We start from the raw sequence: 22,894 nt of genomic DNA, 5'->3' as shown, positions 1-22,894 counted from the left end.
AGAATACCGAGGCGTTCGGGTGAACTATGGTTAAGGAACTCGGCAAAATGCCCCCGTAACTTCGGGAGAAGGGGGGCCATCACTGGTGATCGGACTTGCTCCGTGAGCTGGGGGTGGCCGCAGAGACCAGCGAGAAGCGACTGTTTACTAAAAACACAGGTCCGTGCGAAGCCGTAAGGCGATGTATACGGACTGACGCCTGCCCGGTGCTGGAACGTTAAGGGGACCGGTTAGTGACCTTTCGGGGTTGCGAAGCTGAGAACTTAAGCGCCAGTAAACGGCGGTGGTAACTATAACCATCCTAAGGTAGCGAAATTCCTTGTCGGGTAAGTTCCGACCTGCACGAATGGCGTAACGACTTCTCGACTGTCTCAACCATAGGCCCGGTGAAATTGCACTACGAGTAAAGATGCTCGTTTCGCGCAGCAGGACGGAAAGACCCCGGGACCTTTACTACAGTTTGATATTGGTGTTCGGTTCGGCTTGTGTAGGATAGGTGGGAGACTTTGAAGCAGCCACGCCAGTGGTTGTGGAGTCGCCGTTGAAATACCACTCTGGTCGTGCTGGATGTCTAACCTCGGTCCGTGATCCGGATCAGGGACAGTGTCTGATGGGTAGTTTAACTGGGGCGGTTGCCTCCCAAAGGGTAACGGAGGCGCCCAAAGGTTCCCTCAGCCTGGTTGGCAATCAGGTGTTGAGTGTAAGTGCACAAGGGAGCTTGACTGTGAGACCGACGGGTCGAGCAGGGACGAAAGTCGGGACTAGTGATCCGGCGGTGGCTTGTGGAAGCGCCGTCGCTCAACGGATAAAAGGTACCCCGGGGATAACAGGCTGATCTTCCCCAAGAGTCCATATCGACGGGATGGTTTGGCACCTCGATGTCGGCTCGTCGCATCCTGGGGCTGGAGTCGGTCCCAAGGGTTGGGCTGTTCGCCCATTAAAGCGGTACGCGAGCTGGGTTTAGAACGTCGTGAGACAGTTCGGTCCCTATCCGCTGTGCGCGTAGGAATATTGAGAAGGGCTGTCCCTAGTACGAGAGGACCGGGACGGACGAACCTCTGGTGTGCCAGTTGTCCTGCCAAGGGCATGGCTGGTTGGCTACGTTCGGGAGGGATAACCGCTGAAAGCATCTAAGCGGGAAGCCTGCTTCAAGATGAGTATTCCCACCTCCTTGAGAGGGTAAGGCTCCCAGTAGACGACTGGGTTGATAGGCCAGATGTGGAAGCCCGGTAACGGGTGGAGCTGACTGGTACTAATAGGCCGAGGGCTTGTCCTCAGTTGCTCGCGTCCACTGTGTTAGTTCTGAAGTAACGAACCGTGTCCATGCCCGGTTGGTTAACTTCATAGTGTTTCGGTGGTCATAGCGTTAGGGAAACGCCCGGTTTACATTCCGAACCCGGAAGCTAAGCCTTTCAGCGCCGATGGTACTGCAGGGGGGACCCTGTGGGAGAGTAGGACGCCGCCGAACAATCATTGTGGGAAAGCCCCGCACCAGGAAACTGGTGCGGGGCTTTTCTGCGTTTACGGGTCTTTTTTACGGGGCTTTTTGTTGGGTGCCGAAGCGGGCCAGGTAGTGCCAGACGCGTTTGAGGGCCTGTTCGTCGTAGCGGCCCGTGCGGGCGGCCTTGCCGAGGATGTGCGGGGTGAGGATGCCGGCTTCGGCGATGGCCGTGCCCAGGTCGACGAATTCCTGGCCGCGGTAGCCGGGGTGGCGGCGGAGTTCGGTGGTCGTGAGGTGGAAGCCCGGGTGCCATTCCGTCGGGCAGGGGAGTTTCGCCGCGGCCGCTTCGATGTCGGTGCCGCGGTAACTGGGGTCCAGGACGAGGGCCTCGATGTCGCGGTCCAGTTCGACCGGGCTGTGGACCTGGGCCTCGATGTAGTCGTCCAGGGCGTCCTGGTCGTCGGCCTCGGCCAGGGCGATCAGGGGCATGCGGGCGGCGACCCCGAAGGACTCGGGTTCCAGGTAGCTGTCCGGGTAGCAGAACGTGGTCCGGGGGAGGGCCGTCGGGGCGAGGCGGAAGTGCGCCGAGCCGAAGCGGGGGGCCGCGCCGGCCGGGTTCTGGCGGTGGTTGAGGGCGCCGTAGACGGGGCGGGCCGCGGCGGGGGAGTCGTCGTAGGCGCCGCCGAAGATCCGGCTCTCCCACTGCCAGCGCGCTCCGCCGGGGTGGGCCGTGAGACCGCCGTTGCTGGTTCCGGTGACGAACTGGGAGCGGTACACGCCGTCCTCCGCGAGGGCGGTGAGGATCGGGCGGCCGTCCGTCACGCGGTCCGGGTGGAAGTTGAGCGTGACTGTGAGCGCCGGGTCCAGGGGCGGACCGGAGGAACGGGCCGTGACGTGGGCGACAGCCCTGAGCTGGGGTTGCATGGTTGCATGGTGCCTCAAGTGTTGTCGGAGGGGGCTGGGTCATGGATCAGTACGTGGTGCGGGCGGTGCGGGCCGTGGAGTGGGAGCGGGTCAAGGGGCTGCGGATCGACGCCCTGAGGGATCCGGCGGCGCCCGTGGCGTTCCTGGAGACCCTCGACCAGGCCGAGGCGCGGAGTGACGGGTTCTGGCAGGAGCGGGCCGCGGGGGCGGCCTCCGGGCGAAGGGCGCGGCAGTTCGTCGCCGAGGGGCCCGACGGGGAGTGGGACGGGTCGGTGACCGTGCTCGTCGAGGAAGGCGGGACGAGCGACTTCTTCGGGAACCCCGTCGAGCAGGGGCAGGGGCACCTGGTCGGGGTGTTCGTCCGGGAGGGCCGGCGGGGGACCGGGCTGGCCGAGGCGCTGTTCGCGGCCGCGGTGGAGTGGGTGTGGGCACTGGAGGGGCCGGCGCTGGAACGCGTACGGCTCTTCGTGCACGAGGACAACGCGCGTGCGGCCGCCTTCTACCGGCGGTTCGGGTTCGTGGCGAGCGGGACGGTGCTGAAGCTGGAGTCGGGGGCCTCGGAGCACGAGTACGTGCTCGGGCGGCCGGGCGGCACGGCCTAGGAGAAGGTGGCCTGCGGCCAGCGGGAGCGGGCCTGTTCGCGGCTGCGGCAGAGGGCGAGCAGGGGGAGCGTGCCGTCCTGGAGGAGGTCCGGGAGCTGGGGGACGGGGGCCACGGCCGCGACGTCGTCCAGCACCAGGGTCAGTGGTGGGTCGAGCCGACCGTGGGATGACCGTGCGGCCATGCGGCGGCCGTGCTCGACCACGTGCGAGGCGAGTGCGGTGAGCAGCGGCATCGCGCCCGGGCGGGTGCGGGGGTCCTCCAGGGGCTCACCCACTACGTAGAGGGTGCCCCCTTCGCCGGCGAACGATGCCAGGGTGAGCGCGTCCGTTCGGTTCGGGTTGCAGGCCTCGCGGATGTGGATCGAGGTCAGGCAGGACAGGGCACGGGCCGTCAGGTGCTGGGCCTGTTCGCGGCGTTCGGGGTGCGCGGTGAGGGCGCTCTCGAGTTCGCCGGCCGCGCCGGGGGCCGCCCGGGGGTGGGTGCGCAGGACGCGGACGGGGTCCTGGGAGCCGTTGCCCTGGGCCCAGCGGGTGAGCTGTTTGAAGGGGAGGCCGTCGAGGGCGGCGGCCTGGAGCCAGCTGCGCAGGAGGGTTTCCGCGGTGTCCGCGAGTGCGCTGTCCAGGCGGGCCTGGGGGCGTACGGGGGCCAGCAGGGCGAGCGCGCGGGCGGCGGCGGTGTCGCGGTCGGCGCAGCCGTCGGCGGGGTTCCAGTGCATCCGGGCCGGGGTGTCGCACAGGTGCGAGGGGTCGTAGAGGAGGACCGGGCCGAGTTTGGCGCGGGCGTCCTTGGTGTCCGACCAGAGCGCGGGGGAGGAGGTGACGACGAGGACGGCGCCCTCGGCCGCCGCGATGGCCTGGGCGGCGAGGTGGTGGCGTTCGGCCGGGCTGCCGTAGGCGAGGCCGGGGGGCGGGGTGGTGGCTGCCGCCGGGGTGGGGGCGGCCGGGGCGTAGCCGAAGCCGTAGCGGTAGGCCTCGTCCACCGGGGGGCGGTGGGCCGGCGTTGCCGGGGCGGGTACCGAGGTGGCGTGTACCGGGGTGGTGGCCGCCGGTGCGGGCTCCGGGGACGGCGAAGGGGCCGGGACGGGGGCCGTGCGGGTCGGCTCCGCGTGCGGGGGCTCGTGGGGCCGGGGCTCGGCGGGGGCGGGCTGCGTTCTGGCCAGGGCGCGGCGGGCCTTGGTGCGGGCGATGACGCCGAGGGTGAAGATCGTCAGGACCAGCAGTATGAGGAGCTGGCTGATGAACAGGCCCCAGAACAGGCCCCATCCCGACAGGGCGGCCGGGTCGGTGTCGGGCCAGGCCGCCGCGAGGTCGTGCGGTTGCGCTATCAGGGCGCGGACCGCTTCCGGGGTGCGGGTGAAGGTGACCGTGGACGGCCAGGCGCCCTTGGTGAAGAGGGCGGCCAGGCCGGTGGCCGACCAGACCAGGACGGCGAGGCCGAGGAGGAAGGCCAGGCCGCCGACCAGGAGTCCGTCGGGGATGCCGCCGGCTCGCGCCGTGGGTTCCGTATGTCTGGCGTTGGGCATGGTCAGGCCACCGTGGTGGCCGAGCCGGTGCCGTTGTTGCGGTGGCGTTCCATGGACAGGGCCCTTTCCTCCGCTTCGAGTTCGGCGGCCAGCAGGTCGTCGGGGAGCTGCTGGGTGGACTCCGTCATCGCGCGGTCCGTGAAGACGAGGGGGCGTTCGGCTTCGGTGATCAGGTGTTTGACCACCTGGACGTTGCCGTTGACGTCCCAGACGGCGATGCCCGGGGTGAGGGTGGGGATGATCTCGACGGCCCAGCGTGGCAGGCCGAGGACGCGGCCGGTGGCGCGGGCCTCGTCCGCCTTCTGGGCGTAGATGGTTCTGGTCGAGGCCATTTTGAGGATGGCCGCGGCTTCGCGGGCGGCCGCGCCGTCGACGACGTCGGAGAGGTGGTGGACGACGGCGACGAAGGACAGGCCGAGGCGGCGGCCGAACTTCAGGAGGCGCTGGAACAGCTGGGCCACGAAGGGGCTGTTGATGATGTGCCAGGCCTCTTCGACCAGGAAGATCCGTTTTTTCCGGTCCGGGCGGATCCAGGTGTGTTCCAGCCACACGCCGACGATCGCCATGAGGATGGGCATGGCGATGGAGTTGCGGTCGATGTGGGACAGGTCGAAGACGATCAGCGGGGCGTCGAGGTCGATGCCGACGGTGGTGGGGCCGTCGAACATGCCGCGCAGGTCGCCGTCGACGAGGCGGTCGAGGACCAGTGCCACGTCAAGGCCCCAGGCCCGTACGTCGTCTATGTCGACGTTCATCGCCTCGGCGGATTCGGCCTTGGGGTGGCGCAGTTGCTCGACGATGTCGGTGAGGACGGGCTGGCGTTCGCGGATGGTGTCGACGACGTAGGCGTGGGCGACCTTGAGGGCGAAGCCGGAGCGTTCGTCTAGGCCGTGGCCCATGGCGACTTCGATGATGGTGCGGAGCAGCGCGAGCTGTCCGGTCGTGGTGATCGCCGGGTCGAGGGGGTTGAGGCGGATCCCGTCGTCGTTGGCCGCGATGGGGTCCAGGCGGATGGGGGTTATTCCCAGCTGCTGGGCGATGAGGTTCCACTCGCCGACGCCGTCCTCGCCCTGGGCGTCGAGGACGACGACCTGGCGGTCGCGGAAGCGGAGCTGGCGCAGGACGTACGTCTTCTCCAGGGCGGACTTGCCGTTGCCGGACTCGCCGAGGACCAGCCAGTGGGGGGCCGGGAGTTGCTGGCCGTAGAGCTGGAAGGGGTCGTAGATGTAGCCCTTGCCGCTGTACACCTCGCGGCCGATGATCACGCCGGAGTCGCCGAGTCCGGGGGCGGCGGTGGGCAGGTAGACGGCCTGCGCCTGCCCGGTGGAGGTGCGTACGGGCAGGCGGGTGGTCTCGACCTTGCCGAAGAGGAAGCTGGTGAAGGCGTCCGTCAGAGCGGACATGGGATCTCGCATGGGGCGGCCGTTCCCTCCAGCTAGCGTCGGATGCCGGTGGCGAACGGCAAGGTGTTGACGAAGGCGCGGTGGTGCTCGCGGTCGCACCATTCGAGTTTCAGGTAGGACTTGCCGGCGGAGGCGCGGATGGTGCGCTTGTCGCGGGCGAGGGCTTCGGGGGAACGCGAGGACACCGTGATGTACCCGACGAGGTTGACCCCGGCAGCGCCGCTGGCGAGATCTTCACCCCTCTGGTCGAGCCGGCCGTGCGCGGCGATGTCGCGGGGGTCGACGGTGCGGTTCATCTTGGCGGCGCGGCTGGCGTCGGCCTCGTCGTTGGTCTTCTCGGTGAGCATCCGCTCGATGGCGATCTCGGTGGGTTCCAGGTCCATGGTGACGGCGACCGTGCGGATGACGTCGGGGGTGTGGACGAGGAGGGGGGCGAGGAAGTTCACGCCGACCGGGGTCATCGGCCATTCCTTGACCCAGGCGGTGGCGTGGCACCAGGGGGCGCGGGTGGAGGACTCGCGGGTCTTGGCCTGGAGGTAGGTCGGTTCGACGGCGTCCAGTTCGGCCGGCCAGGCGTTGCGCTTGGTCATGGCCTGGATGTGGTCGATGGGGTGGTCCGGGTCGTACATGGAGTGCACGAGGGAGGCCAGGCGGCCTTGGCCGAGGGGCTGGCGGACGCGGATGTCGGCCTCGGCGAGGCGGGCGCAGATGTCGGTGAGTTCGCGGGCCATGACGATGGCGAGGCCGGCGTCGCGGTCGAGCTTGCGGCCCTTGTGGGGGGTGCTCGCGCGGGCGATGGTGACGGCTTCCGCGGCCAGGTCGCGGGTGAAGTGCATGCAGGCGACGAGGTACGCGCGGTGCTGCTCGGAGGAGGTGGAGACCATCGACTGGAGCTGCTCGTAGGAGTCGCGGAGCCAGGCGGGGGCGTGGGTGTCGCCGCGCTGGGCGACGTCCTTGGCGTGGGCGTCGGGGTCCGCGGGGAGGGTGCGGGCGAGCATCTGGAGGCGGGTGACGAAGCCGTCGCCGTTGGCGACGTGCTTGAGGAGGGTGCCGAAGCGGTCGACCAGGGCTTCCTGGTCCTCGCTGTCGCGCAGGCCGACGCCCGGGCCCTCGATCTCGATGGCGGCGGTGACGGTTCTGCGGTCGGCGTGGAGGAGGACCGCGATCTCGTCGGGGCCGAAGGGTGCGGCCAGCCAGTTGATGCGGCCGATGCCGGGGGGCGGGCCGACCTCGACCTCGCGGCCGTCGGCGGCGCGGGTGCCGGCCTCGATCGCGGAGGAGCGGTAGGTCGTACCGCGGCGCAGGGTGCGCTTGTAGCTGCGGCTGATCTCGAACCAGCGGTAGAAGGTGCGGCCCTTGTAGGGGACGTACACGGCTGCGAGGGCGAGGAAGGGGAAGCCGACGAGCGTGACGATGCGCAGGGTGAGGTCGGGGACCAGTAGTCCGCTCATCATGCCGAGGAACGCGCCGGCGATGATCAGGGCGATCTCGCCGGTTTCGCGGTTCTTGCCGACGATCGCGTTCGGCCGGGCCCGGCCGATGAGATACGTGCGGCGGGGCGCGACCGGGTGGAGCTGGTGGGACTGGGTCGTCAACGCCCGTCACCTCCTGTGTTCCTCGTACTCGAGCCAGTGCGGGGCGGGGGTGCGGCGGAGGGGACAGTTCCGCCGCCGGACCCGCTGCCGGAGCGGCTGCTGTGCGCGGCCATGCCTCCGGAGATCTGGTTGGCGTCGCCGCCGGTGGAGCCGCCGGAGGCGCGGTGGGATCCGCCGCCACGGCTGCTGTGGGTCTTGATGCCCTGGGAGACGAGGGAGGCCGGGGAGCTGATGACGGCGGCTGCCTGGGCGCCGTCGGTGGCCTTGGAGCGGTTGCTGCGGGCGGAGGCGATCTCGTCGCCGAAGCCGGGGACGAAGCGGTAGATCATCGCGGAGGCGAAGATCGCCAGGAGGATGATGGCGAGGCCGGAGACGACGGCGGAGAAGGCGTTCGGGCCCTTGTCGCCCGCGAGGGCTCCGGCGAGGCCGAGGACGACGACGATGACCGGCTTCACGAGGATGACGGCGATCATGATGCCGGCCCAGCGGCGGACGTGGCCCCACATGTTGCGGTCGACGAGTCCGGCGTAGACGACGGTGCCGAGGAGGGCGCCGACGTAGAGCAGGGCGGCGCGGATGACGAGCTCCAGCCAGAGCACGCCGGCGGCGAGGACGGTGACGAGGGCGACGACGATCAGCATGATCGGGCCGCCGCCGATGTCCTCGCCCTTTTTGAGGGCCTCGGAGAAGGAACCGAAGAACACGTCGGTCTGGCCGCCGGTGGCCGAGGCGATGACCTCGGTGACGCCGTCGGTCGCGGAGACGACGGTGTAGAGGATCAGGGGGGTGAAGGCGGAGGCGAGGACCGTGAGCCAGAGGAAGCCGATGGCTTCGGAGAGGGCGGTGGTGAGGGGGACGCCGCGGATGGCCCGCTTGGTCACGGCGAGGAGCCACAGGACGAGGGTGAGGATGGTGGAGGCGGCGAAGACGACGGCGTACTGCTTGAGGAAGGCGGGGTTGGTGAAGTCGACGTTGGCCGTGCCTTTTACGGCTTCGCTGAGTTTGCCTACGATCCAGGCGGCGGCGTCGGCGCAGCCGCGGGCGAGGGAGGCGAGGGGGTTGACCTCGTTGGTCGGGTCGGTCGGTGAGATACCGGTCCGGGGGGTGCTGCCGGCACCGTTGCCCTTTTCGCAGTAGTCCTTGGCCGAGCCGACGAGGAGTTCGCACTCCTTGTTGCCGGACGGGGAGGGCGACGGGACCGCCGACGGGGTCGGGGTCGGAGTCGGCGTGGGGGCGGCGTAGGCGCGCGTCACCAGGGTGGCGAGGGCAAGCTGGGCGGAGGCGACCACGCTCAGCCGCGCGGGGATCCGGAGGTCAGCGCGCATAGGTGAATCCCCCGAACTCCTTGATGGCCTTGCTCATGTCGTCGGACGTCGACACCGGGACATCGCCGGGGACGGGAGCGGGCCCGTCCCGCTGGCTGTCGGAGACGATCTTCCAGTCCTCGCCGGCCCAGTTCAGTTCGAAGGTCCACGTCTTCCAGAGGGTGCGGACCGGGTCCGTGGACTTTTCGCCGGACATGCCGATCAGGCCCGTGTACCAGACGGCGATCTTCGCCGTGGCCGGGGTGAAGTTCTCGACCCGGGTGCCGATGGGGACGGTTCGGGTCACGAAGGTGCTGCCCTGTGGGGGAGTGCCGTTGGCGTCGAGGCCGAGTCTGGCGAGGAACGCCGGGGAGTACGCGCTGTCCTGGGGGCCCTTCAGGGCTGCCGCGGCGTCCGGTGTGTAGATGCCGTCGACCAGGGTGTGGCGGGTGTCCTTCTTGAACATGGCGTCGGAGCCCAGGGCCACCGCGAAGTTGGCTGCCGCCGATTGGGCGCCCTGTTCGTCGTGGGTGAAGCCCTTGGGGATGCCGGCCGTTTTCGTGGTGACCGGGGTGGTGCCCGTGGCGGCGGTGGTGGAGGTCGTCGGGGGTTTGTCCGAGGCGGTGTCCTGCGGGGTGTCGCCCGACTGGTTCGCGAACGCGATGGCGGCGACGAGGAGCACCACCACGCCGACCACGGTGATCAGGCCGCGGGAGGCGCGGGGGGTGCGGCGCGGGGTGCCGTACGGGTCGGAGGGGGACTCCGGGAGGCGGGTACGGGTCTGGCCGGTGCCGCCGACCTCGCCGTAGCCGGCGCCGCCGCCGTACTGGTCGTCGTTGCTCATCGTGTGTCCGCCCCCTCCGCGTCGTTCGACGGTAGCGCTCGTTCCCGCTCAGGCGCGGTGTGGTGATTCGTCATCAGGGTGCGGCCGGTCGCGGTGGTCCGGCTAGACGGCCATTCCGTAGACGATCGTGAAGAGCGTGCCGAGGGAGCCGATGATGAAGACGCCCGTGAGGCCGGCCACGATCAGGCCCTTGCCCTGTTCCGCGCTGAAGGTGTCGCGCAGGGCGGTCGCGCCGATGCGCTGCTTGGCGGCGCCCCAGATGGCGATGCCGAGGCAGAGGAGGATCGCTACGGCCATGACCACTTCGATCATGACCTTCGCTTCGTTGCCGAGACTGCCGAACGGCCCCCAGTTCGGGGCGATTCCGCCGATGATGGTGGTGATGTCGCCCTTTTCGGCTGCCAGGATCATGTAACTCACCGCCCCTGTATGGGTAGTTCCGGTAGCCCGTGCCCGACGGCAGGGGTCACGCACTATCTTCGCTGATGAAACCGCCGTCGTCGTCGACTTGGCGGCTCTCTTTACCCGATATCGCGGCGCGCGCCCCTCCCGCGTGCCCTGACCTGGTCACTCTGTGTATCACGGTGGGTGACCCCGGGCAATGATTGTCGGCCCGGCGTGCGTGGGGCCGTGTGAGGGGCGGCCGTTCGGCGCAGTGGGGGCGCGCGGGGTTGGGCCGATCGGCTGAGGTGAGTCCGACATTCCGTCAGTCGTTTGATCGTGGCGGCCGGGTGTGGTTCACGCTGCCGGTACGACGACGAAGGAGAGACGGATGGGTTCCGCTGTCCGCGGTGGTCTCGCGGTGCCGATGGTGTTCGCGCTTACGTGGACGCCCGGGCCGCGCCGGCGAGCGCTCGCGCTGGTCTGCACGGTGGGCTGGACGGCGGTCGGCAAGCCCGTCTGACGGGCCGTCCGCAGGACCCGGCGGCGCCGCGACCGGAAGCACGAGCCGGGCGCGGCGCCGTCGGTGTGAGTGAACGGGGGGCGTACGGATGCGTGAGGGGCGTACGGGCGTCCCGGGTGCGCCGGGCCCTGCCGTTCTCCTCCCTGGCGGGCGCCGCCGACGGGCGCCCACACTGGCGCGCATGAATCAGCGGAGCCTCGCGTACGAGGAACAGGTCGTCGGTGGTGTGCGGCATTGCCGGATGCGCCGGGAGGGCGATCCCGAGCCGGTGTGCGCGCTGGAGGTGGTGTCCTTCCGGCAGCGGTTCGGGGCGGTGGCCGTCGAGGCCGAGGGGATCGGCGGGGTGGAGACCCGGCTCGACTGCCGGCGCGAGGGGTACATGCGCAGGCTGCTCGGCGCGGCCGTCGAGGGGATGCGGGGGCGGGTGGCGGTCGGCTTCGTGTCGGAGGCCATCGAGGGGGCTTACGAGCAGCGGGGGTTCGTGACCGCGCTGGGCGACGGGGAGCTGGTGGTGCCCGTACGGGCCGTCGAGCGGGCCGGGGTGGACGCGGGGGGCGGGCTGGTGCGGGCCGGGACGCCGGGGGACCTGCCGGAGGTGGTGCGGATCTTCAACGCGGCGCACGCGCGGCGGCCGTGGAGCCGGGTGCGGGAGGCCGACTGGGACCGGCGGGTGCCGCAGGGGATGTGGAAGCCGGGCTCGGAGCTGCTGGTGCTGGAGGACGCGGCCGGGGTGGTGGCCGGGTACGCGCTGCTGCGCGGCCGGTCCTTCGGGGACAGCGTGCGGACGCTGGTGGTGCACGAGATGGGGGCCCGGGAGGCGGCGGGCGCGCGCCGGCTGCTGGCGGAGCTGGCGGCGCGGTGCTGGGAGCTGCGGGCGTCCTCCTTCACGGTACGGGAGCCCGCCGACAGTCTCGTCGGGCGGATCGTGCGGGGGTGGGGGTGCGCGTACCGGCAGCGGTTCCCGGTGGGCGGCGGGATGATGGCGCGGATCCTGCGGCGGGAGGCGCTCGTGGCGGAGCTGGAGCCGGAACTCGCGCGGCGGGCGGGCGGGTACCTGTACGGGGCCTCGGCGGTCGGGGAGCTGGCCCGGGGGGAGCTGGTGGCGGACGACGGGACGCTCGTACGGATGCTGCTGGGGCACTGGTCGGTGGCGGACGCGGTGGTGTCGGGGCGGCTGGAGGTGCCGGAGCGGTACGAGGGGCTGCTGGAGCGGTGGTTCCCGGGGGGTGGGACGCCGGGGCTGGAGCTGCCGCACGCGCACGTGCTCGACCGGTACTAGGGGGACGGCGGGGCGGGGCGCCGCAGGGCGGGGCGCCGTGGGGAGGGGCGGCGTTGTCAGTGGGGTGCGGGAGGCTTGGAGGATGACGATTCCGTGGACCCTCGCAGACCTGGAAGCGGCGATCAGGGCGGGCTGGTCGGCCGAGACCTGCTCGCCCGACGACGTGGAGCGGGCGCCCTGGACCGCCGACAACCCGGCGTGGGGGCACTGCGACATCACCGCGCTGGTCGTCCAGGACCTGGTCGGCGGGGAGCTGATGGTCGGCGAGGTCTGGCTCGACGGCGAGCAGCAGGGCTACCACTGCTGGAACGTGCTGCCCGGCGGGATCCGCATCGACCTGACCCGGGAGCAGTTCCGGCGCGGGCAGACGGTTACGCCGGGGCGGCTGCTGGGCAAGCGGCCGGGCGGGCGGCTGCCGCGGCGCTGGGAGGAGTACCAGCTGCTGCGGCAGCGGGTCGCGGACAAGCTGGGGCCGCTGCCCGGGGTCGTGGAGGTCGGGGGCGAGCGGGGGCGGCGGCTGGCGTACACGGACTTCGGGGGGCCGGGGGCGCCGCTGCTCGCACTGCACGGACTGTTCCAGGACGGGCGGTCCTTCGAGCGGCTGGCCCGGGAGGTGGGCCCCGGGTGGCGGGTGATCGCGCTCGACCAGCGGGGGCACGGGGAGTCGGACCGGGCGCCGGAGTACGGGCGGGCCGGGTACGTGGCGGACGCCGCCGCCGTACTGGAGCACCTGGGGCTGGGGCCGGCGGTCGTACTGGGGCACGGGCTGGGCGGGGTCACCGCCTACCAGCTCGCCGCGCGGCGGCCCGAGCTGGTGCGGGCGGTCGTCGTCGAGGACGTGGGGGCCGTCGTGGAGGGCGACCTGTCCTTCGTGGCGCGGTGGCCGGTGCGGGCGGGGACCCCGGAGGGGTTCCTGGCCGGGGTGGGGCGCGCCGCGGAGGTGGTGGCGGGGTCGCTGAGGGAGTACCCGGACGGGTGGGGGACGGCGTTCGTCGCGGGGGACATGGTGGAGTCGCAGCGGGGGCTGAACGGGGACCACTGGGGGGACTGGCTGGCGGTGCGGCAGCCGACGCTGCTGGTGAGGGGGGACCGGAGCGGGGTGCTGTCCGCGGAGCATGCGCGGGAGATGGCGGTGCGGAGGGGTGGGGTGCGGTTGGTGGAGCTGCCTGCGGGGCACGGGGTGCGGGTCGGGGACCCGGAGGGGTACCGGGGGGTGGTGGGGGAGTTCTTGGGGTGGCTGTGACCTTGCCCTTGCCCTGGCCGGGCGGGGTTCGGGTCCCGTGCCGGGTGCGGGTGGGTGGGGGCGGGGGTGCCGCTGCGCGGAGCTGGTCCCCGCCCCGCCCCTTCTCCGTTTCCTGGGGCTCCGCCCCAGACCCCGCGCCTCAAGCGCCGACGGGGCTGAAAGATCGGGGCTCCGCCCCGGACCCCGCGCCTCAAACGCCGGCGGGGCTGAAAGTTCGGGGCTCCGCCCCGGACCCCGCGCCTCAAGCGCCGGCGGGGCTGGATGGGGCTGGGGTCCGGCTCGGACCTCGCGCCTCAAGCGCCGGCGGGGCTGGGGGTGGCCGGCGTTGGCGTTCGGGTGCGGCCCGCGGTTATGGCGCCGGGGGGTGCCCGTGGGTGGGGTGGGTGAGGGTTGGGGGGATGTGGGTGGTGGGGGTGCCTTGGGCGGCGTTGAGTTGGGGCTGGGTGAGGAAGAGGGTGTCGCGGAGGTCGGCTCCGGCGAGGTTCGCGTCGCGGAGGTCCGCGCCGATCAGGTCGGCGCCGCGCAGGTCCGCGCCACTGAGGTCGGCGGCGATCAGGTAGGCGCCGCGCAGGTTGGCCCCGCGCAGGTCGGCGCCTGAGAGGCGGGCGCCGATCAGGTCGGCGCCGCGGTGGTTCTTCTTGCGGCCCGGGGTCTTGGCGCGTACCAGTTCGCTGGTCTTCAGGAGCAGGGTGTTGATCTCCTGGCGCAGGGCGGGCACGTCGAGGGCGGTGAGGGTGTGCGCGTCGGCGTCGACCAGCTGCCGGGTGCGGGTGAGGGCCTCGCGCAGTCCCGGGTGGACGGGGGCGGCCGCCGGGAGGGTGAGCGCCTCGGCGACGTAGCGGAGCAGCTCGTGCAGCTGCCGCATCACCGGGAAGACCTCGAACATCTCCGCGCGGGTCTCGGGGTGCGCGCGCCAGTCGCGGCCGCCGAAGGTGACCTGGGAGACCTGCTGTCCCGCGCCGAAGCAGTCGAAGACGGTGCAGCCCTGGAAGCCCGTGTCGCGCAGCCGGGTGTGGATGCCGCAGCGGAAGTCCTGCTGGAGGTTCTTGCAGGGCGTGCCGGCCGACTTGTTCACGGCGAAGTCGGCCGACTTCGCGAAGGGCAGGGCTACGCAGCAGAGCGCGAAGCAGTTGCCGCAGTCCGCCTGGAGGAGCGGGAGGGGCGGGAGGTCGGGGGGGAGGGGGAGCTTGGACACGGGGACATTCTCCCTGGACGGGAGGGGTGGGAGCGAGTCAGCATCCTGTGCATGACAGAAGTGATCGCAGTCGCAGTCATCACCCTCCTCGCCGTCATCAGCCCGGGCGCGGACTTCGCCATGGTCGTCAGGAACAGTTATCTCTACGGGCGGCCCACCGGGCTGTTCGCCGCCGCCGGGGTCGCCGCCGGGGTGCTGGTGCACGTCTCGTACACGATGCTCGGGGTCGGTCTGCTGATCGCCTCGTCGACGGCGCTGTTCACGGCGATCAAGCTGGCCGGCGCCGCCTACCTCGTGTGGATCGGCATCCGCACCTTCCGGGCGCGGGCCGATCTCACGGTGGACCTGGAGTCGAAGCCGGAGCTCAATCCGCTGGGGGCGTTGCGCTCCGGCTTCCTGACCAATGTGCTGAACCCCAAGACGACCCTGTTCGTGGTGTCGACGTTCACGCAGGTGGTGGGGCCGGACACCTCGGTGTGGCAGCAGGCCGGGTACGGGTTGTTCATGTCGGCGGCGCACCTGATGTGGTTCGGGGCGGTGGCGCTGTTCTTCTCCAACTCGCGGCTGCGCGACCGGATGCTGAAGGCGCAGAAGGCCCTGAACCGGGCCATCGGCTCGGTGCTGGTGGGGCTGGGGGTCGGGCTCGGGTTCGCCCGCTGAGGGTGGTGCCCGCCGTTACCTGTCGGTAGCGTTCCGCGGCATGGACGCTGAGGACGGGTTCTACGAGCGGCTCGGCGCGGGCCGCTTCCTGGCCACCGAGGCCACGCGCGGGCCGTGGGACCCGGGAGCGCAGCACGCCGGGCCGCCCGCCGCGCTGCTGGGGCGGGCGGTGGAGGAGCGGCCGGGCGGGCGTGCGGACATGCGGCTCGCCCGGATCACGTACGAGATCCTGCGTCCGGTGCCGATCGGGCCCCTGGAGATCACCACGAGCGTGCTCCGCTCCGGCCGCAACACCGAGGTCGTCGAGGCGGCGCTCACCGCCGGGGGCGGGTCCGGGCCGGTGATGCTGGCGCGGGCGCTGCGGATCAGGGTCGCGGCGGATCCGGTCCCTGCCGTGGCGCCGCCGGTGCTGGTGGCTCCGCCGGGGGAGGCGGCGCCGGCGCCGTTCTTCCCGGTGCCGTGGGAGCGGGGCTACCACTCGTCGGTGGAGGCCCGGTTCACCGAGGGGGCCTTCACCGAGCCGGGGCCGGGGACCTGCTGGATGCGGATGCGGGTGCCGCTGGTGGCGGGGGAGAAGGTCCGGCCGCTGGACCGGGTGCTGGTGGCGGCCGATTCGGCGAACGGGATCAGCGCGGTCATGGACTTCGGCCGGTTCGTCTTCGTCAACGGCGACCTGACGGTCCATCTGCACCGCCACCCCGCGGGCGAATGGGTGTGCGTGGAGTCCCGTACGAGCGTGGACGCGGCCGGGATCGGGCTCGTCGACGCCCGTCTGCACGACGAGAAGGGCCCGATCGGCCGGGTCGGGCAGAGCCTGTTCGTCGCCCCCCGTTGACGCCGTCCCGGAGGGAACAATCGGAAGAGCTGACCGGATGGGCCGACAGAAGGGATGATTCGACACAGGTATCGAGCGCTCTGACAAAGTGCTGATCATGGGGGAGGGTTGACGGATGCGCAGATTCTGGGTGATCGGCGGGATCGGTTTCGGGGCGTGCCTGTGCTTCCTCCTCCTGCTCGTGGTCGGCACCTACTCGGCCGCCGCGGGGCTGGCGGGTGGTGCCGGAGGCCGCCTGGAGGGGCTCGCCAAGGGCGCCGTGCCCGGTAAGTACCAGTCCCTCGTGCAGAAGTGGGGCAACCTCTGCCCGACCCTCACCCCGGCCGTGCTCGCCGCCCAGCTCTACTCGGAGAGCGGCTGGGACCCGAACGTCACCAGCCCGGCCGATGCGCGGGGCATCGCCCAGTTCATCCCGGGCACCTGGGCCACCCACGGGATCGACGGCGACGGCGACGGCGACCGGGACATCTGGGACCCCAACGACGCGATCCCCTCGGCCGCTTCGTACGACTGCGCGCTCGCACGCTATGTGGGCAAGGTCCCGGGAGATCCCGTCAAGAACATGCTGGCGGCCTACAACGCGGGCCCGGGGGCTGTCCTCCAGTACCAGGGGGTGCCCCCGTACAACGAGACCCAGGGCTACGTGAAGGCCATCACGACCCTCGCCCAGAGCTTCGCGCGGCCCGTCGGGCGGGTGGCGCCTTCGCAGCAGGCCGCCGGGGCCATCTACTTCGCGCAGAAGCAGCTCGGTACCCCCTACCTGTGGGGTGGCAACGGGACGGCCGACCAGAACGGGCGGTTCGACTGTTCCGGGCTGACGAAGGCCGCGTACGAGACCGTGGGGATCGAGCTGCCGCGCGTGGCCAACGACCAGTACAACGCCGGGTCGCACCCCTCGCGGGCGGAGCTGCTTCCCGGTGATCTGGTCTTCTTCTCCGACGATCTGACGAACTCCCGGGAGATCCGGCACGTCGGGCTCTACGTGGGCGGCGGCTACATGATCAACGCCCCGTACACCGGCGCGGTCATCCGCTTCGACAAGATCGACACGCCCGACTACTTCGGCGCCACCCGGGTGACGAAGGCCGGTGCGGAGGCTCTTCCGGAGCGGTCGGCGGCGCCGCCGGCGCCGTAGCAACTCTCCGTGAGGCGTAGGCCTTGAGCTGCGACGATGAGTCACTCTTCGATAACGTTGGAGTGATCATTCGGTGGAGAGTGGAACGTACTTGCCAGAACGGGCGTTCCATGAACACGGGGGTTGATCGGCGGGGGTTGAAGGGGCGCACAGCGCAGTGCGTCCGCAGGGGACCTAGGCAAGGGCAAGGGGCCGCGTCGCATGGCTGGACTCACAACCGGTGGGCCGAATGTGGATGTCAGCCTGCTGTACGAGCTCAACGGCCTCGCCGGCCGGGCCCCGGACTGGTTCGACCGCGGCGTGGCCCTCCTCGGCGCGTACGGGATCCCGCTCGCCCTGGTCCTGCTCCTGCTGTGGTGCTGGCGCGGCGCCCGCCGGCAGGACGAGACGACGGCCGCCGAATCCTTCGCCGCGCTCGTCTGGGCGCCGCTCGCCGCCGCGACCGCGCTCCTCGTGAACATGCCGCTCCGTGAGTTCGTGGCGCGGCCGCGGCCGTTCCTCCAGCACGACGGCCTCGACGTCCTCACCGGCGCCTCCGGGCAGGCCTCCGGCTTCTCCTTCGTCAGCGACCACGCCACCTTCACGATGGCCCTCGGCGTCGGGGCGTTCCTCGCCCACCGCAGGCTCGGACTCCTCGGGATCGGGCTCGCGCTCGCCGAAGGCCTGTGCCGCGTGTACCTGGGCGTGCACTACCCGACCGACGTCGTCGGCGGCTTCGCGCTCGGCACCGCCGTCGTCCTGCTCCTCGCGCCGCTCGCCATGGCCCTGCTCGGCCCGCTGGTGCGGGCGGTGGCGCGCTCCCCGCACGCGGGGTGGCTCGTACGGGCCCGGGAGCGGGTGCTGGCCCGGCCGGTCGAGCTGGCGCAGCGGCCGGCCGAGAGCGACCTGGCGGCCTGAGCGGGAGGGGCCGTACGCCGCTCAGCCCGCGTACGAGTTCCACACCGAGAGCAGCACCGCCGCCAGCAGGCACAGCCCCGCCGCGCCGAAGCACAGCCGGACCGCCGCCGGCCGGTGGCGCGGGGTCACCGCTGTCCGCCGTCGCCGCCCCGGCCGTGTTCCCCGTCCTCCTCGCGCCGGTAGCGGGAGCGCAGCCACAGCCCGGTGGCCACGGCGGCCGCGGTGGTGACCCCGACGGCCAGCGCCACGTCGGCCGGGCCGTCCGCGGAGCCCACGGGGCGGGCCCAGGCCGCCGCGGCCGGGGTGAGCGCGATCAGCAGGGCCCACAGGAGGGCGGCGAGGCGGGGTGCGGTTCCTGGCATGAGTCAAGGGCAACCGCTCCCGTGCGGCCCGGCCAGCCGGGCCGTCCGAACGGGCGACCGCAGTGACCGCAGCGACCGGGGCGGGCGGCCTACCCCGCCTCGTGGCGGGTGGCGTCCCTGCGGGCCAGGTCGCGGGAGCGGCGGGCCGGCCCGGTCCAGCCGCAGCTGCACACGGCCAGGCAGAACGAACCGCGCTCTGCGGTGCTCGTGCTGTGAACACCCGGTGGCGGTGCGGGCTCCGCGGGGTGGCGCGGGCTGGGCACGGCGGTAAACGGAGGGGCCGGGGTCGCCTTGCTGTGCGGATCCACGCCTCCACGGTACCCGGGCCGGCCCCGGTCCGGTACGGCCCTTCGAACCGGGCGGCCCGTGACGGGAAACCCCGGACCTCGTTAACCGGAGCGGGTGGGGGCCTCGGGCAAACAGCGGTTACGCGTTGGGGGTTGGCAGGCGATGGTGGTGCACCAGCACAGGCGGCGGCGAGGGCGTACGGGGCGTGCGGCCGAGGCGGCGCTCGCGGTCGCCGTGGCGGTGACCGTGGCCGCCCTCGGCGGCTGCGGCGCGGCGAGCGGAACGGGAGCAGGGAGCGGCGGCGCCCGGAGCGCGAAGGGCGCCGGCGACGACCGGCCGCCCGCCGACCCGGGCGCGGCGGTCCGCGGCGCGGCCGACGTGCTCAGCGCCACCGGGAGCGCGCAGGCCCGTACGGCGATGGAGATGGCCACCGGCGGCACCCGGGTCACCATCCGCGGTGAGGGCGGGGTCGACTTCAAGAAGAGGATGGGCCAGCTGCTGGTGATGCTCCCGGCCGATGTGACGGGCAAGCCCGAGCACCGGCCCATCACCGAGCTGCTCGTCCCCGGCGCGCTCTACATGAAGAACCGGGGCGCCGGCGTCCCCGACGACAAGTGGGTCCGGCTCGACACGGCGGCCCTGCCCGACGGGAACCTCGTCACCGGCGGCGCCACCGACCCGCTCGCCGCGGCCGAGCTGCTGCGCGGGGCGCAGGAGGTGACGTACGTGGGCGAGACCGAGGTGGCGGGTACCAAGGTGCGGCACTACCGGGGGACCACGGACATCGGGCGGGCCGCGCGGAGTGCCTCGCCGGGGGTGAAGGGGGCGCTGGAGGCGGCGGCGAAAGGGTTCAGCAAGGACAGCGTGCCGTTCGACGCCTACCTGGACGAGGAGGGGCGGCTGCGCAAGGTCAGGCACCGGTTCACGTACGTCAAGAATGGCGTGATCGATGTCTCCTCGACGACGCTGCTGTACGGGTTCGGGACGCCGGTGACCGTCGTATTGCCCGCAAGCGGGGACATTTACGCGGGCAAGATCGCCGAATAGCCGGCCGGGCGGGTGGGGGCGGTACGTCCGGGCCATGCCGCCGCTATCCGGAAATGGTCCATCCGTGTCATGCGCGGCACGGCGTGCGATCCCTACGCTGGGGAGCCGCGTGCCGACGGGCGACGGCGGCAGAGAGAGGTGACACGCGTGACTCCCGCAGGCGGTACGACGGTGCAGGACCACGTGGCGCTCGCCGAGATCGAGCTGTGCGGCGAGCTGATCATCGCGGCGTCGGCGGCCGTGGAGGAGCGGCTCAGCCAGGACCGGATCGACGAGGTCCTGATGGGCATCGGGTTGTAGCCCTCAGCCGGCGGGTACGGCCCGGCCGAGGCGCCTCAGGTGCGCAGCAGGCGGGCGATGGCCTTCGTGGCCTCTTCCACCTTGGCGTCGATCTCGGTGCCGCCCTTGACCGCCGCGTCCGCCACGCAGTGGCGCAGGTGCTCCTCCAGGAGCTGGAGGGCGAAGGACTGCAGGGCCTTCGTGCTCGCCGAGACCTGCGTGAGTATGTCGATGCAGTAGACGTCCTCGTCGACGAGCCGCTGGAGCCCCCGGATCTGCCCCTCGATGCGGCGCAGCCGCTTGAGGTGCTCGGCCTTCTGGTGGTGGTAGCCGTGGACAGGGGCCGCGCCGGCGTCGGCTCCGGAGCCCTCCGCCTCGATGGTCGTCATGCGTCCTCCCGTGGTCCGGAGCGAGGGGTTGGATACCCCTCATGGGTATAGGGTACTTGGCCCTGGCCGCAGCGACAGGGGCCCGTGCCACCCACTGTGCCTGATGGAGGACACTGGGGAACTGCCGGTTAGCCGTGGCCGGGGGATGCGCCTAGCATCAGCCTGACCGAATCCAATGCACCCCGAGGACCTCACGTGCGATTTCGTCTGACCCCCAGGGAGACGAGCTTCTACGACATGTTCGCCGCATCCGCGGACAACATCGTCACGGGCTCCAAGCTCCTGATGGAACTGCTCGGAGCGGACCCCTCCGCCCGGGCCGAGATCGCGGAGCGGATGCGGGCGGCCGAGCACGCGGGGGACGACGCCACCCACGCGATCTTCCACCAGCTGAACTCCTCCTTCATCACGCCGTTCGACCGCGAGGACATCTACAACCTCGCCTCGTGCCTCGACGACATCATGGACTTCATGGAGGAGGCGGTCGACCTGGTCGTCCTCTACAACGTGGAGGAGCTCCCCAAGGGCGTCGAGCAGCAGATCGAGGTCCTGGCGCGGGCGGCCGAGCTGACCGCCGAGGCCATGCCGCACCTGCGGACGATGGAGAACCTGACCGAGTACTGGATCGAGGTCAACCGGCTGGAGAACCAGGCGGACCAGATCCACCGCAAGCTGCTCGCGCAGCTCTTCAACGGCAAGTACGACGCCATCGAGGTGCTGAAGCTCAAGCAGATCGTCGATGTGCTGGAAGAGGCCGCCGACGCGTTCGAGCACGTCGCGAACACGGTGGAGACCATCGCGGTCAAGGAGTCCTGAACCACGTGGACACCTTTGCGCTGATCGTCACCATCGGTGTCGCACTCGGCTTCACATATACGAACGGCTTCCACGACTCGGCGAACGCCATCGCCACCTCCGTCTCGACGCGGGCCCTGACCCCGCGCGCCGCGCTCGCGATGGCCGCGGTGATGAACCTCGCCGGTGCCTTCCTGGGCAGTGGCGTGGCCAAGACGGTCAGCGAGGGCCTGATCGAGACGCCCCACGGCAACCGGGGCATGTGGATCCTCTTCGCGGCGCTCGTCGGCGCGATCGTATGGAACCTGATCACCTGGTACTTCGGGCTCCCCTCGTCCTCCTCGCACGCCCTCTTCGGCGGCATGGTGGGCGCGGCGCTGGCCGGCGGCACCGAGGTGCTCTGGTCGGGCGTGGTCGACAAGGTCGTCATCCCGATGTTCGTCTCGCCGGTGGTCGGCCTCGTCGTCGGCTACCTGGTCATGGTCGCCATCCTGTGGATGTTCCGCCGGGCCAACCCGCACAAGGCCAAGCGCGGCTTCCGCATCGCGCAGACGGTCTCGGCGGCCGGCATGGCCCTGGGCCACGGCCTCCAGGACGCGCAGAAGACGATGGGCATCGTGATGATGGCCCTGGTCATCGCCGACGTGCAGGCCACGGGCGACGCGATCCCGGTCTGGGTCAAGATCGCCTGCGCCGTGATGCTGTCGCTGGGCACCTACGCGGGCGGCTGGCGCATCATGCGTACGCTCGGCCGCAAGATCATCGAGCTGGACCCGCCGCAGGGCTTCGCGGCGGAGACCACCGGTGCCTCGATCATGTTCGGCTCGGCCTTCCTCTTCCACGCGCCGATCTCCACCACCCACGTGATCACCTCGGCGATCATGGGCGTGGGTGCGACCAAGCGGGTCAACGCGGTCCGCTGGGGCGTCGCCAAGAACATCATCCTCGGCTGGTTCATCACCATGCCGGCGGCCGCCCTCGTGGCCGCGCTCAGCTTCTGGATCGTGAACCTCGCCTTCGTCGGCTAGTAGCGGTCGGCACACGGACGCGGACGGCACACGAAAGCGGGCCGGCTCCCCCCACCCAGGGGGAGCCGGCCCTTTTTCTTTCTTTCGCCTTGCGGTGGCACCGCCATGCAGCACCGCAGGACGTCTGATCACATCTCGCGGTTCAGCCGAAGCGGCCGGAGATGTAGTCCTCGGTGGCCTGGACGGACGGGTTGGAGAAGATCCGGTCCGTGTCGTCGATCTCGACCAGCTTGCCCGGCTGACCGACGGCGGCCAGGTTGAAGAAGGCGGTGCGGTCGGAGACGCGGGCGGCCTGCTGCATGTTGTGCGTCACGATGACGATCGTGAAGCGCTCCTTCAGCTCGCCGATCAGGTCCTCGATGGCGAGGGTGGAGATCGGGTCGAGGGCGGAGCAGGGCTCGTCCATCAGCAGGACCTGGGGCTCGACCGCGATGGCGCGGGCGATGCACAGACGCTGCTGCTGGCCGCCGGAGAGGCCCGAGCCGGGCTTGTTCAGGCGGTCCTTGACCTCGTTCCAGAGGTTGGCGCCCTGGAGGGACTTCTCCACGATGTCCGTGAGCTCGGACTTCTTGAAGCTGCCGTTCAGACGCAGGCCCGCCGCCACGTTGTCGAAGATCGACATGGTGGGGAAGGGGTTCGGACGCTGGAAGACCATGCCGACCGTGCGGCGGACCGCGACCGGGTCCACGCCGGGGCCGTACAGGTTCTCGTCGTCCAGCAGCACCTTGCCCTCGACGCGGCCACCGGGGGTGACCTCGTGCATGCGGTTCAGGGTGCGCAGGAAGGTCGACTTGCCGCAGCCGGAGGGGCCGATGAAGGCCGTCACCGAGCGGGGCTCCACCGTCATCGAGATGTCATCGATGGCCTTGTGGGTGCCGTAGAAGGCGGACAGACCGCTGACGTCGATTCGCTTGGCCATGAG

General features: G+C 71.0%; 23 protein-coding genes and 2 rRNA genes. 14 read left to right on the top strand and 11 right to left on the bottom strand.

All coding sequences use genetic code 11. The annotated features are described in order from the left end of the window. Positions 1-1,276: ribosomal RNA gene (locus OOK31_RS33870) — 23S ribosomal RNA — on the top strand; the annotation flags it as partial. Between the two features lie 74 nt (positions 1,277-1,350). Beyond that, positions 1,351-1,468, top strand: a 5S ribosomal RNA gene (gene rrf / locus OOK31_RS33865). A gap of 66 nt (positions 1,469-1,534) precedes the next feature. On the opposite strand, the gene OOK31_RS33860 is transcribed toward rrf, so the two are convergent. Beyond that, the gene (locus tag OOK31_RS33860; protein WP_267091221.1) at positions 1,535-2,365 is read right to left on the bottom strand and encodes a DUF3626 domain-containing protein; all 831 of its coding nucleotides are present in this window, start codon (positions 2,363-2,365) and stop codon (positions 1,535-1,537) included. A gap of 41 nt (positions 2,366-2,406) precedes the next feature. Here OOK31_RS33860 and OOK31_RS33855 point away from each other — a divergent pair, with 41 nt between their 5' ends. After that, the gene (locus OOK31_RS33855; protein ID WP_267091220.1) at positions 2,407-2,967 is read left to right on the top strand and encodes a GNAT family N-acetyltransferase; all 561 of its coding nucleotides are present in this window, start codon (positions 2,407-2,409) and stop codon (positions 2,965-2,967) included. Here the strand turns inward: OOK31_RS33855 and OOK31_RS33850 are convergent. The 6 genes from OOK31_RS33850 to OOK31_RS33825 form a co-directional block, all read right to left on the bottom strand. Continuing rightward, positions 2,964-4,490, bottom strand: coding sequence for a type VI secretion protein (locus tag OOK31_RS33850; RefSeq protein ID WP_267091219.1), 1,527 nt, complete (start codon positions 4,488-4,490; stop codon positions 2,964-2,966). The genes OOK31_RS33855 and OOK31_RS33850 overlap by 4 nt on opposite strands. Positions 4,491-4,492: 2 nt before the next feature. Continuing rightward, the gene (locus OOK31_RS33845; protein ID WP_267091218.1) at positions 4,493-5,905 is read right to left on the bottom strand and encodes an ATP-binding protein; all 1,413 of its coding nucleotides are present in this window, start codon (positions 5,903-5,905) and stop codon (positions 4,493-4,495) included. A 20-nt stretch (positions 5,906-5,925) separates the two neighbouring features. Next, positions 5,926-7,488 (bottom strand): SCO6880 family protein, encoded by a 1,563-nt coding sequence (locus OOK31_RS33840; RefSeq protein WP_267091217.1) that lies wholly within the window; start codon positions 7,486-7,488, stop codon positions 5,926-5,928. Continuing rightward, positions 7,485-8,813 carry a hypothetical protein gene (locus OOK31_RS33835; protein ID WP_267091216.1) on the bottom strand — a complete coding sequence of 443 codons (1,329 nt, stop codon included), beginning with the start codon at positions 8,811-8,813 and terminating at the stop codon, positions 7,485-7,487. Before OOK31_RS33835 ends, OOK31_RS33840 begins: the two co-directional genes overlap by 4 nt. Next, a complete protein-coding gene (locus OOK31_RS33830; RefSeq protein WP_267091215.1) occupies positions 8,803-9,636 on the bottom strand; it encodes a hypothetical protein in 834 nt (277 codons plus the stop codon). The genes OOK31_RS33835 and OOK31_RS33830 overlap by 11 nt, the downstream gene beginning before the upstream one ends. A gap of 102 nt (positions 9,637-9,738) precedes the next feature. Next, positions 9,739-10,047, bottom strand: a complete 309-nt coding sequence (locus tag OOK31_RS33825) for a hypothetical protein (RefSeq protein WP_008742356.1) — start codon at positions 10,045-10,047, stop codon at positions 9,739-9,741. A 361-nt stretch (positions 10,048-10,408) separates the two neighbouring features. Between OOK31_RS33825 and OOK31_RS33820 the strand changes: the two genes are divergently transcribed. From OOK31_RS33820 to OOK31_RS33805, 3 genes are all read left to right on the top strand, one after another. Beyond that, the gene (locus tag OOK31_RS33820) at positions 10,409-10,540 is read left to right on the top strand and encodes a hypothetical protein (protein ID WP_267091214.1); all 132 of its coding nucleotides are present in this window, start codon (positions 10,409-10,411) and stop codon (positions 10,538-10,540) included. 181 nt (positions 10,541-10,721) lie between these two features. Beyond that, on the top strand, positions 10,722-11,819 hold the full coding sequence (locus tag OOK31_RS33815; RefSeq protein WP_267091213.1) for a GNAT family N-acetyltransferase: 1,098 nt from the start codon (positions 10,722-10,724) through the stop codon (positions 11,817-11,819). 82 nt (positions 11,820-11,901) lie between these two features. Then, on the top strand, positions 11,902-13,062 hold the full coding sequence (locus OOK31_RS33805) for an alpha/beta hydrolase (protein WP_323188282.1): 1,161 nt from the start codon (positions 11,902-11,904) through the stop codon (positions 13,060-13,062). Positions 13,063-13,411: 349 nt separating this feature from the next. Here the strand turns inward: OOK31_RS33805 and OOK31_RS33800 are convergent, their stop codons facing one another. Then, positions 13,412-14,257: a pentapeptide repeat-containing protein gene (locus tag OOK31_RS33800; RefSeq protein ID WP_267091212.1), complete on the bottom strand. Its 846-nt coding sequence runs from the start codon at positions 14,255-14,257 to the stop codon at positions 13,412-13,414. Between the two features lie 51 nt (positions 14,258-14,308). Between OOK31_RS33800 and OOK31_RS33795 the strand changes: the two genes are divergently transcribed. From OOK31_RS33795 to OOK31_RS33780, 4 genes are all read left to right on the top strand, one after another. Next, positions 14,309-14,917: a LysE family translocator gene (locus tag OOK31_RS33795; protein WP_267091211.1), complete on the top strand. Its 609-nt coding sequence runs from the start codon at positions 14,309-14,311 to the stop codon at positions 14,915-14,917. 40 nt (positions 14,918-14,957) lie between these two features. Beyond that, complete coding sequence (locus OOK31_RS33790; RefSeq protein ID WP_267091210.1) at positions 14,958-15,752, top strand: thioesterase family protein; 795 nt, start codon at positions 14,958-14,960, stop codon at positions 15,750-15,752. Positions 15,753-15,867: 115 nt separating this feature from the next. Beyond that, positions 15,868-16,887 carry a bifunctional lytic transglycosylase/C40 family peptidase gene (locus tag OOK31_RS33785; RefSeq protein WP_267091209.1) on the top strand — a complete coding sequence of 340 codons (1,020 nt, stop codon included), beginning with the start codon at positions 15,868-15,870 and terminating at the stop codon, positions 16,885-16,887. 201 nt (positions 16,888-17,088) lie between these two features. Beyond that, positions 17,089-17,784, top strand: a complete 696-nt coding sequence (locus tag OOK31_RS33780) for a phosphatase PAP2 family protein (protein ID WP_267091208.1) — start codon at positions 17,089-17,091, stop codon at positions 17,782-17,784. A 125-nt stretch (positions 17,785-17,909) separates the two neighbouring features. Here OOK31_RS33780 and OOK31_RS33775 read toward each other — a convergent pair whose 3' ends face one another. Continuing rightward, positions 17,910-18,146 carry a hypothetical protein gene (locus tag OOK31_RS33775; RefSeq protein WP_267091207.1) on the bottom strand — a complete coding sequence of 79 codons (237 nt, stop codon included), beginning with the start codon at positions 18,144-18,146 and terminating at the stop codon, positions 17,910-17,912. A gap of 450 nt (positions 18,147-18,596) precedes the next feature. On the opposite strand from OOK31_RS33775, the gene OOK31_RS33770 reads away from it, so the two are divergent. Both OOK31_RS33770 and OOK31_RS33765 read left to right on the top strand, forming a co-directional pair. Continuing rightward, positions 18,597-19,481: a hypothetical protein gene (locus OOK31_RS33770; RefSeq protein WP_267091206.1), complete on the top strand. Its 885-nt coding sequence runs from the start codon at positions 18,597-18,599 to the stop codon at positions 19,479-19,481. Positions 19,482-19,628: 147 nt separating this feature from the next. Next, positions 19,629-19,781 (top strand): hypothetical protein, encoded by a 153-nt coding sequence (locus OOK31_RS33765; protein WP_267091241.1) that lies wholly within the window; start codon positions 19,629-19,631, stop codon positions 19,779-19,781. A 35-nt stretch (positions 19,782-19,816) separates the two neighbouring features. On the opposite strand, the gene OOK31_RS33760 is transcribed toward OOK31_RS33765, so the two are convergent. Next, the gene (locus tag OOK31_RS33760; protein WP_267091205.1) at positions 19,817-20,149 is read right to left on the bottom strand and encodes a metal-sensitive transcriptional regulator; all 333 of its coding nucleotides are present in this window, start codon (positions 20,147-20,149) and stop codon (positions 19,817-19,819) included. Positions 20,150-20,344: 195 nt separating this feature from the next. On the opposite strand from OOK31_RS33760, the gene OOK31_RS33755 reads away from it, so the two are divergent. Beyond that, a complete protein-coding gene (locus OOK31_RS33755; protein WP_267091204.1) occupies positions 20,345-20,965 on the top strand; it encodes a DUF47 domain-containing protein in 621 nt (206 codons plus the stop codon). A gap of 5 nt (positions 20,966-20,970) precedes the next feature. Then, positions 20,971-21,972: an inorganic phosphate transporter gene (locus OOK31_RS33750; protein WP_267091203.1), complete on the top strand. Its 1,002-nt coding sequence runs from the start codon at positions 20,971-20,973 to the stop codon at positions 21,970-21,972. A gap of 142 nt (positions 21,973-22,114) precedes the next feature. Here the strand turns inward: OOK31_RS33750 and pstB are convergent, their stop codons facing one another. Further along, complete coding sequence (gene pstB / locus OOK31_RS33745; RefSeq protein ID WP_053675397.1) at positions 22,115-22,891, bottom strand: phosphate ABC transporter ATP-binding protein PstB; 777 nt, start codon at positions 22,889-22,891, stop codon at positions 22,115-22,117. Between the last annotated feature and the right edge of the window lie 3 nt (positions 22,892-22,894).

Origin of the sequence: Streptomyces sp. NBC_00249 (assembly GCF_026342355.1) — a bacterium.
GTDB lineage: Bacteria > Actinomycetota > Actinomycetes > Streptomycetales > Streptomycetaceae > Streptomyces.
The sequence above is the reverse complement of the archived record's forward strand: the minus strand, read 5'-3'. Positions and strand labels throughout refer to the sequence as shown.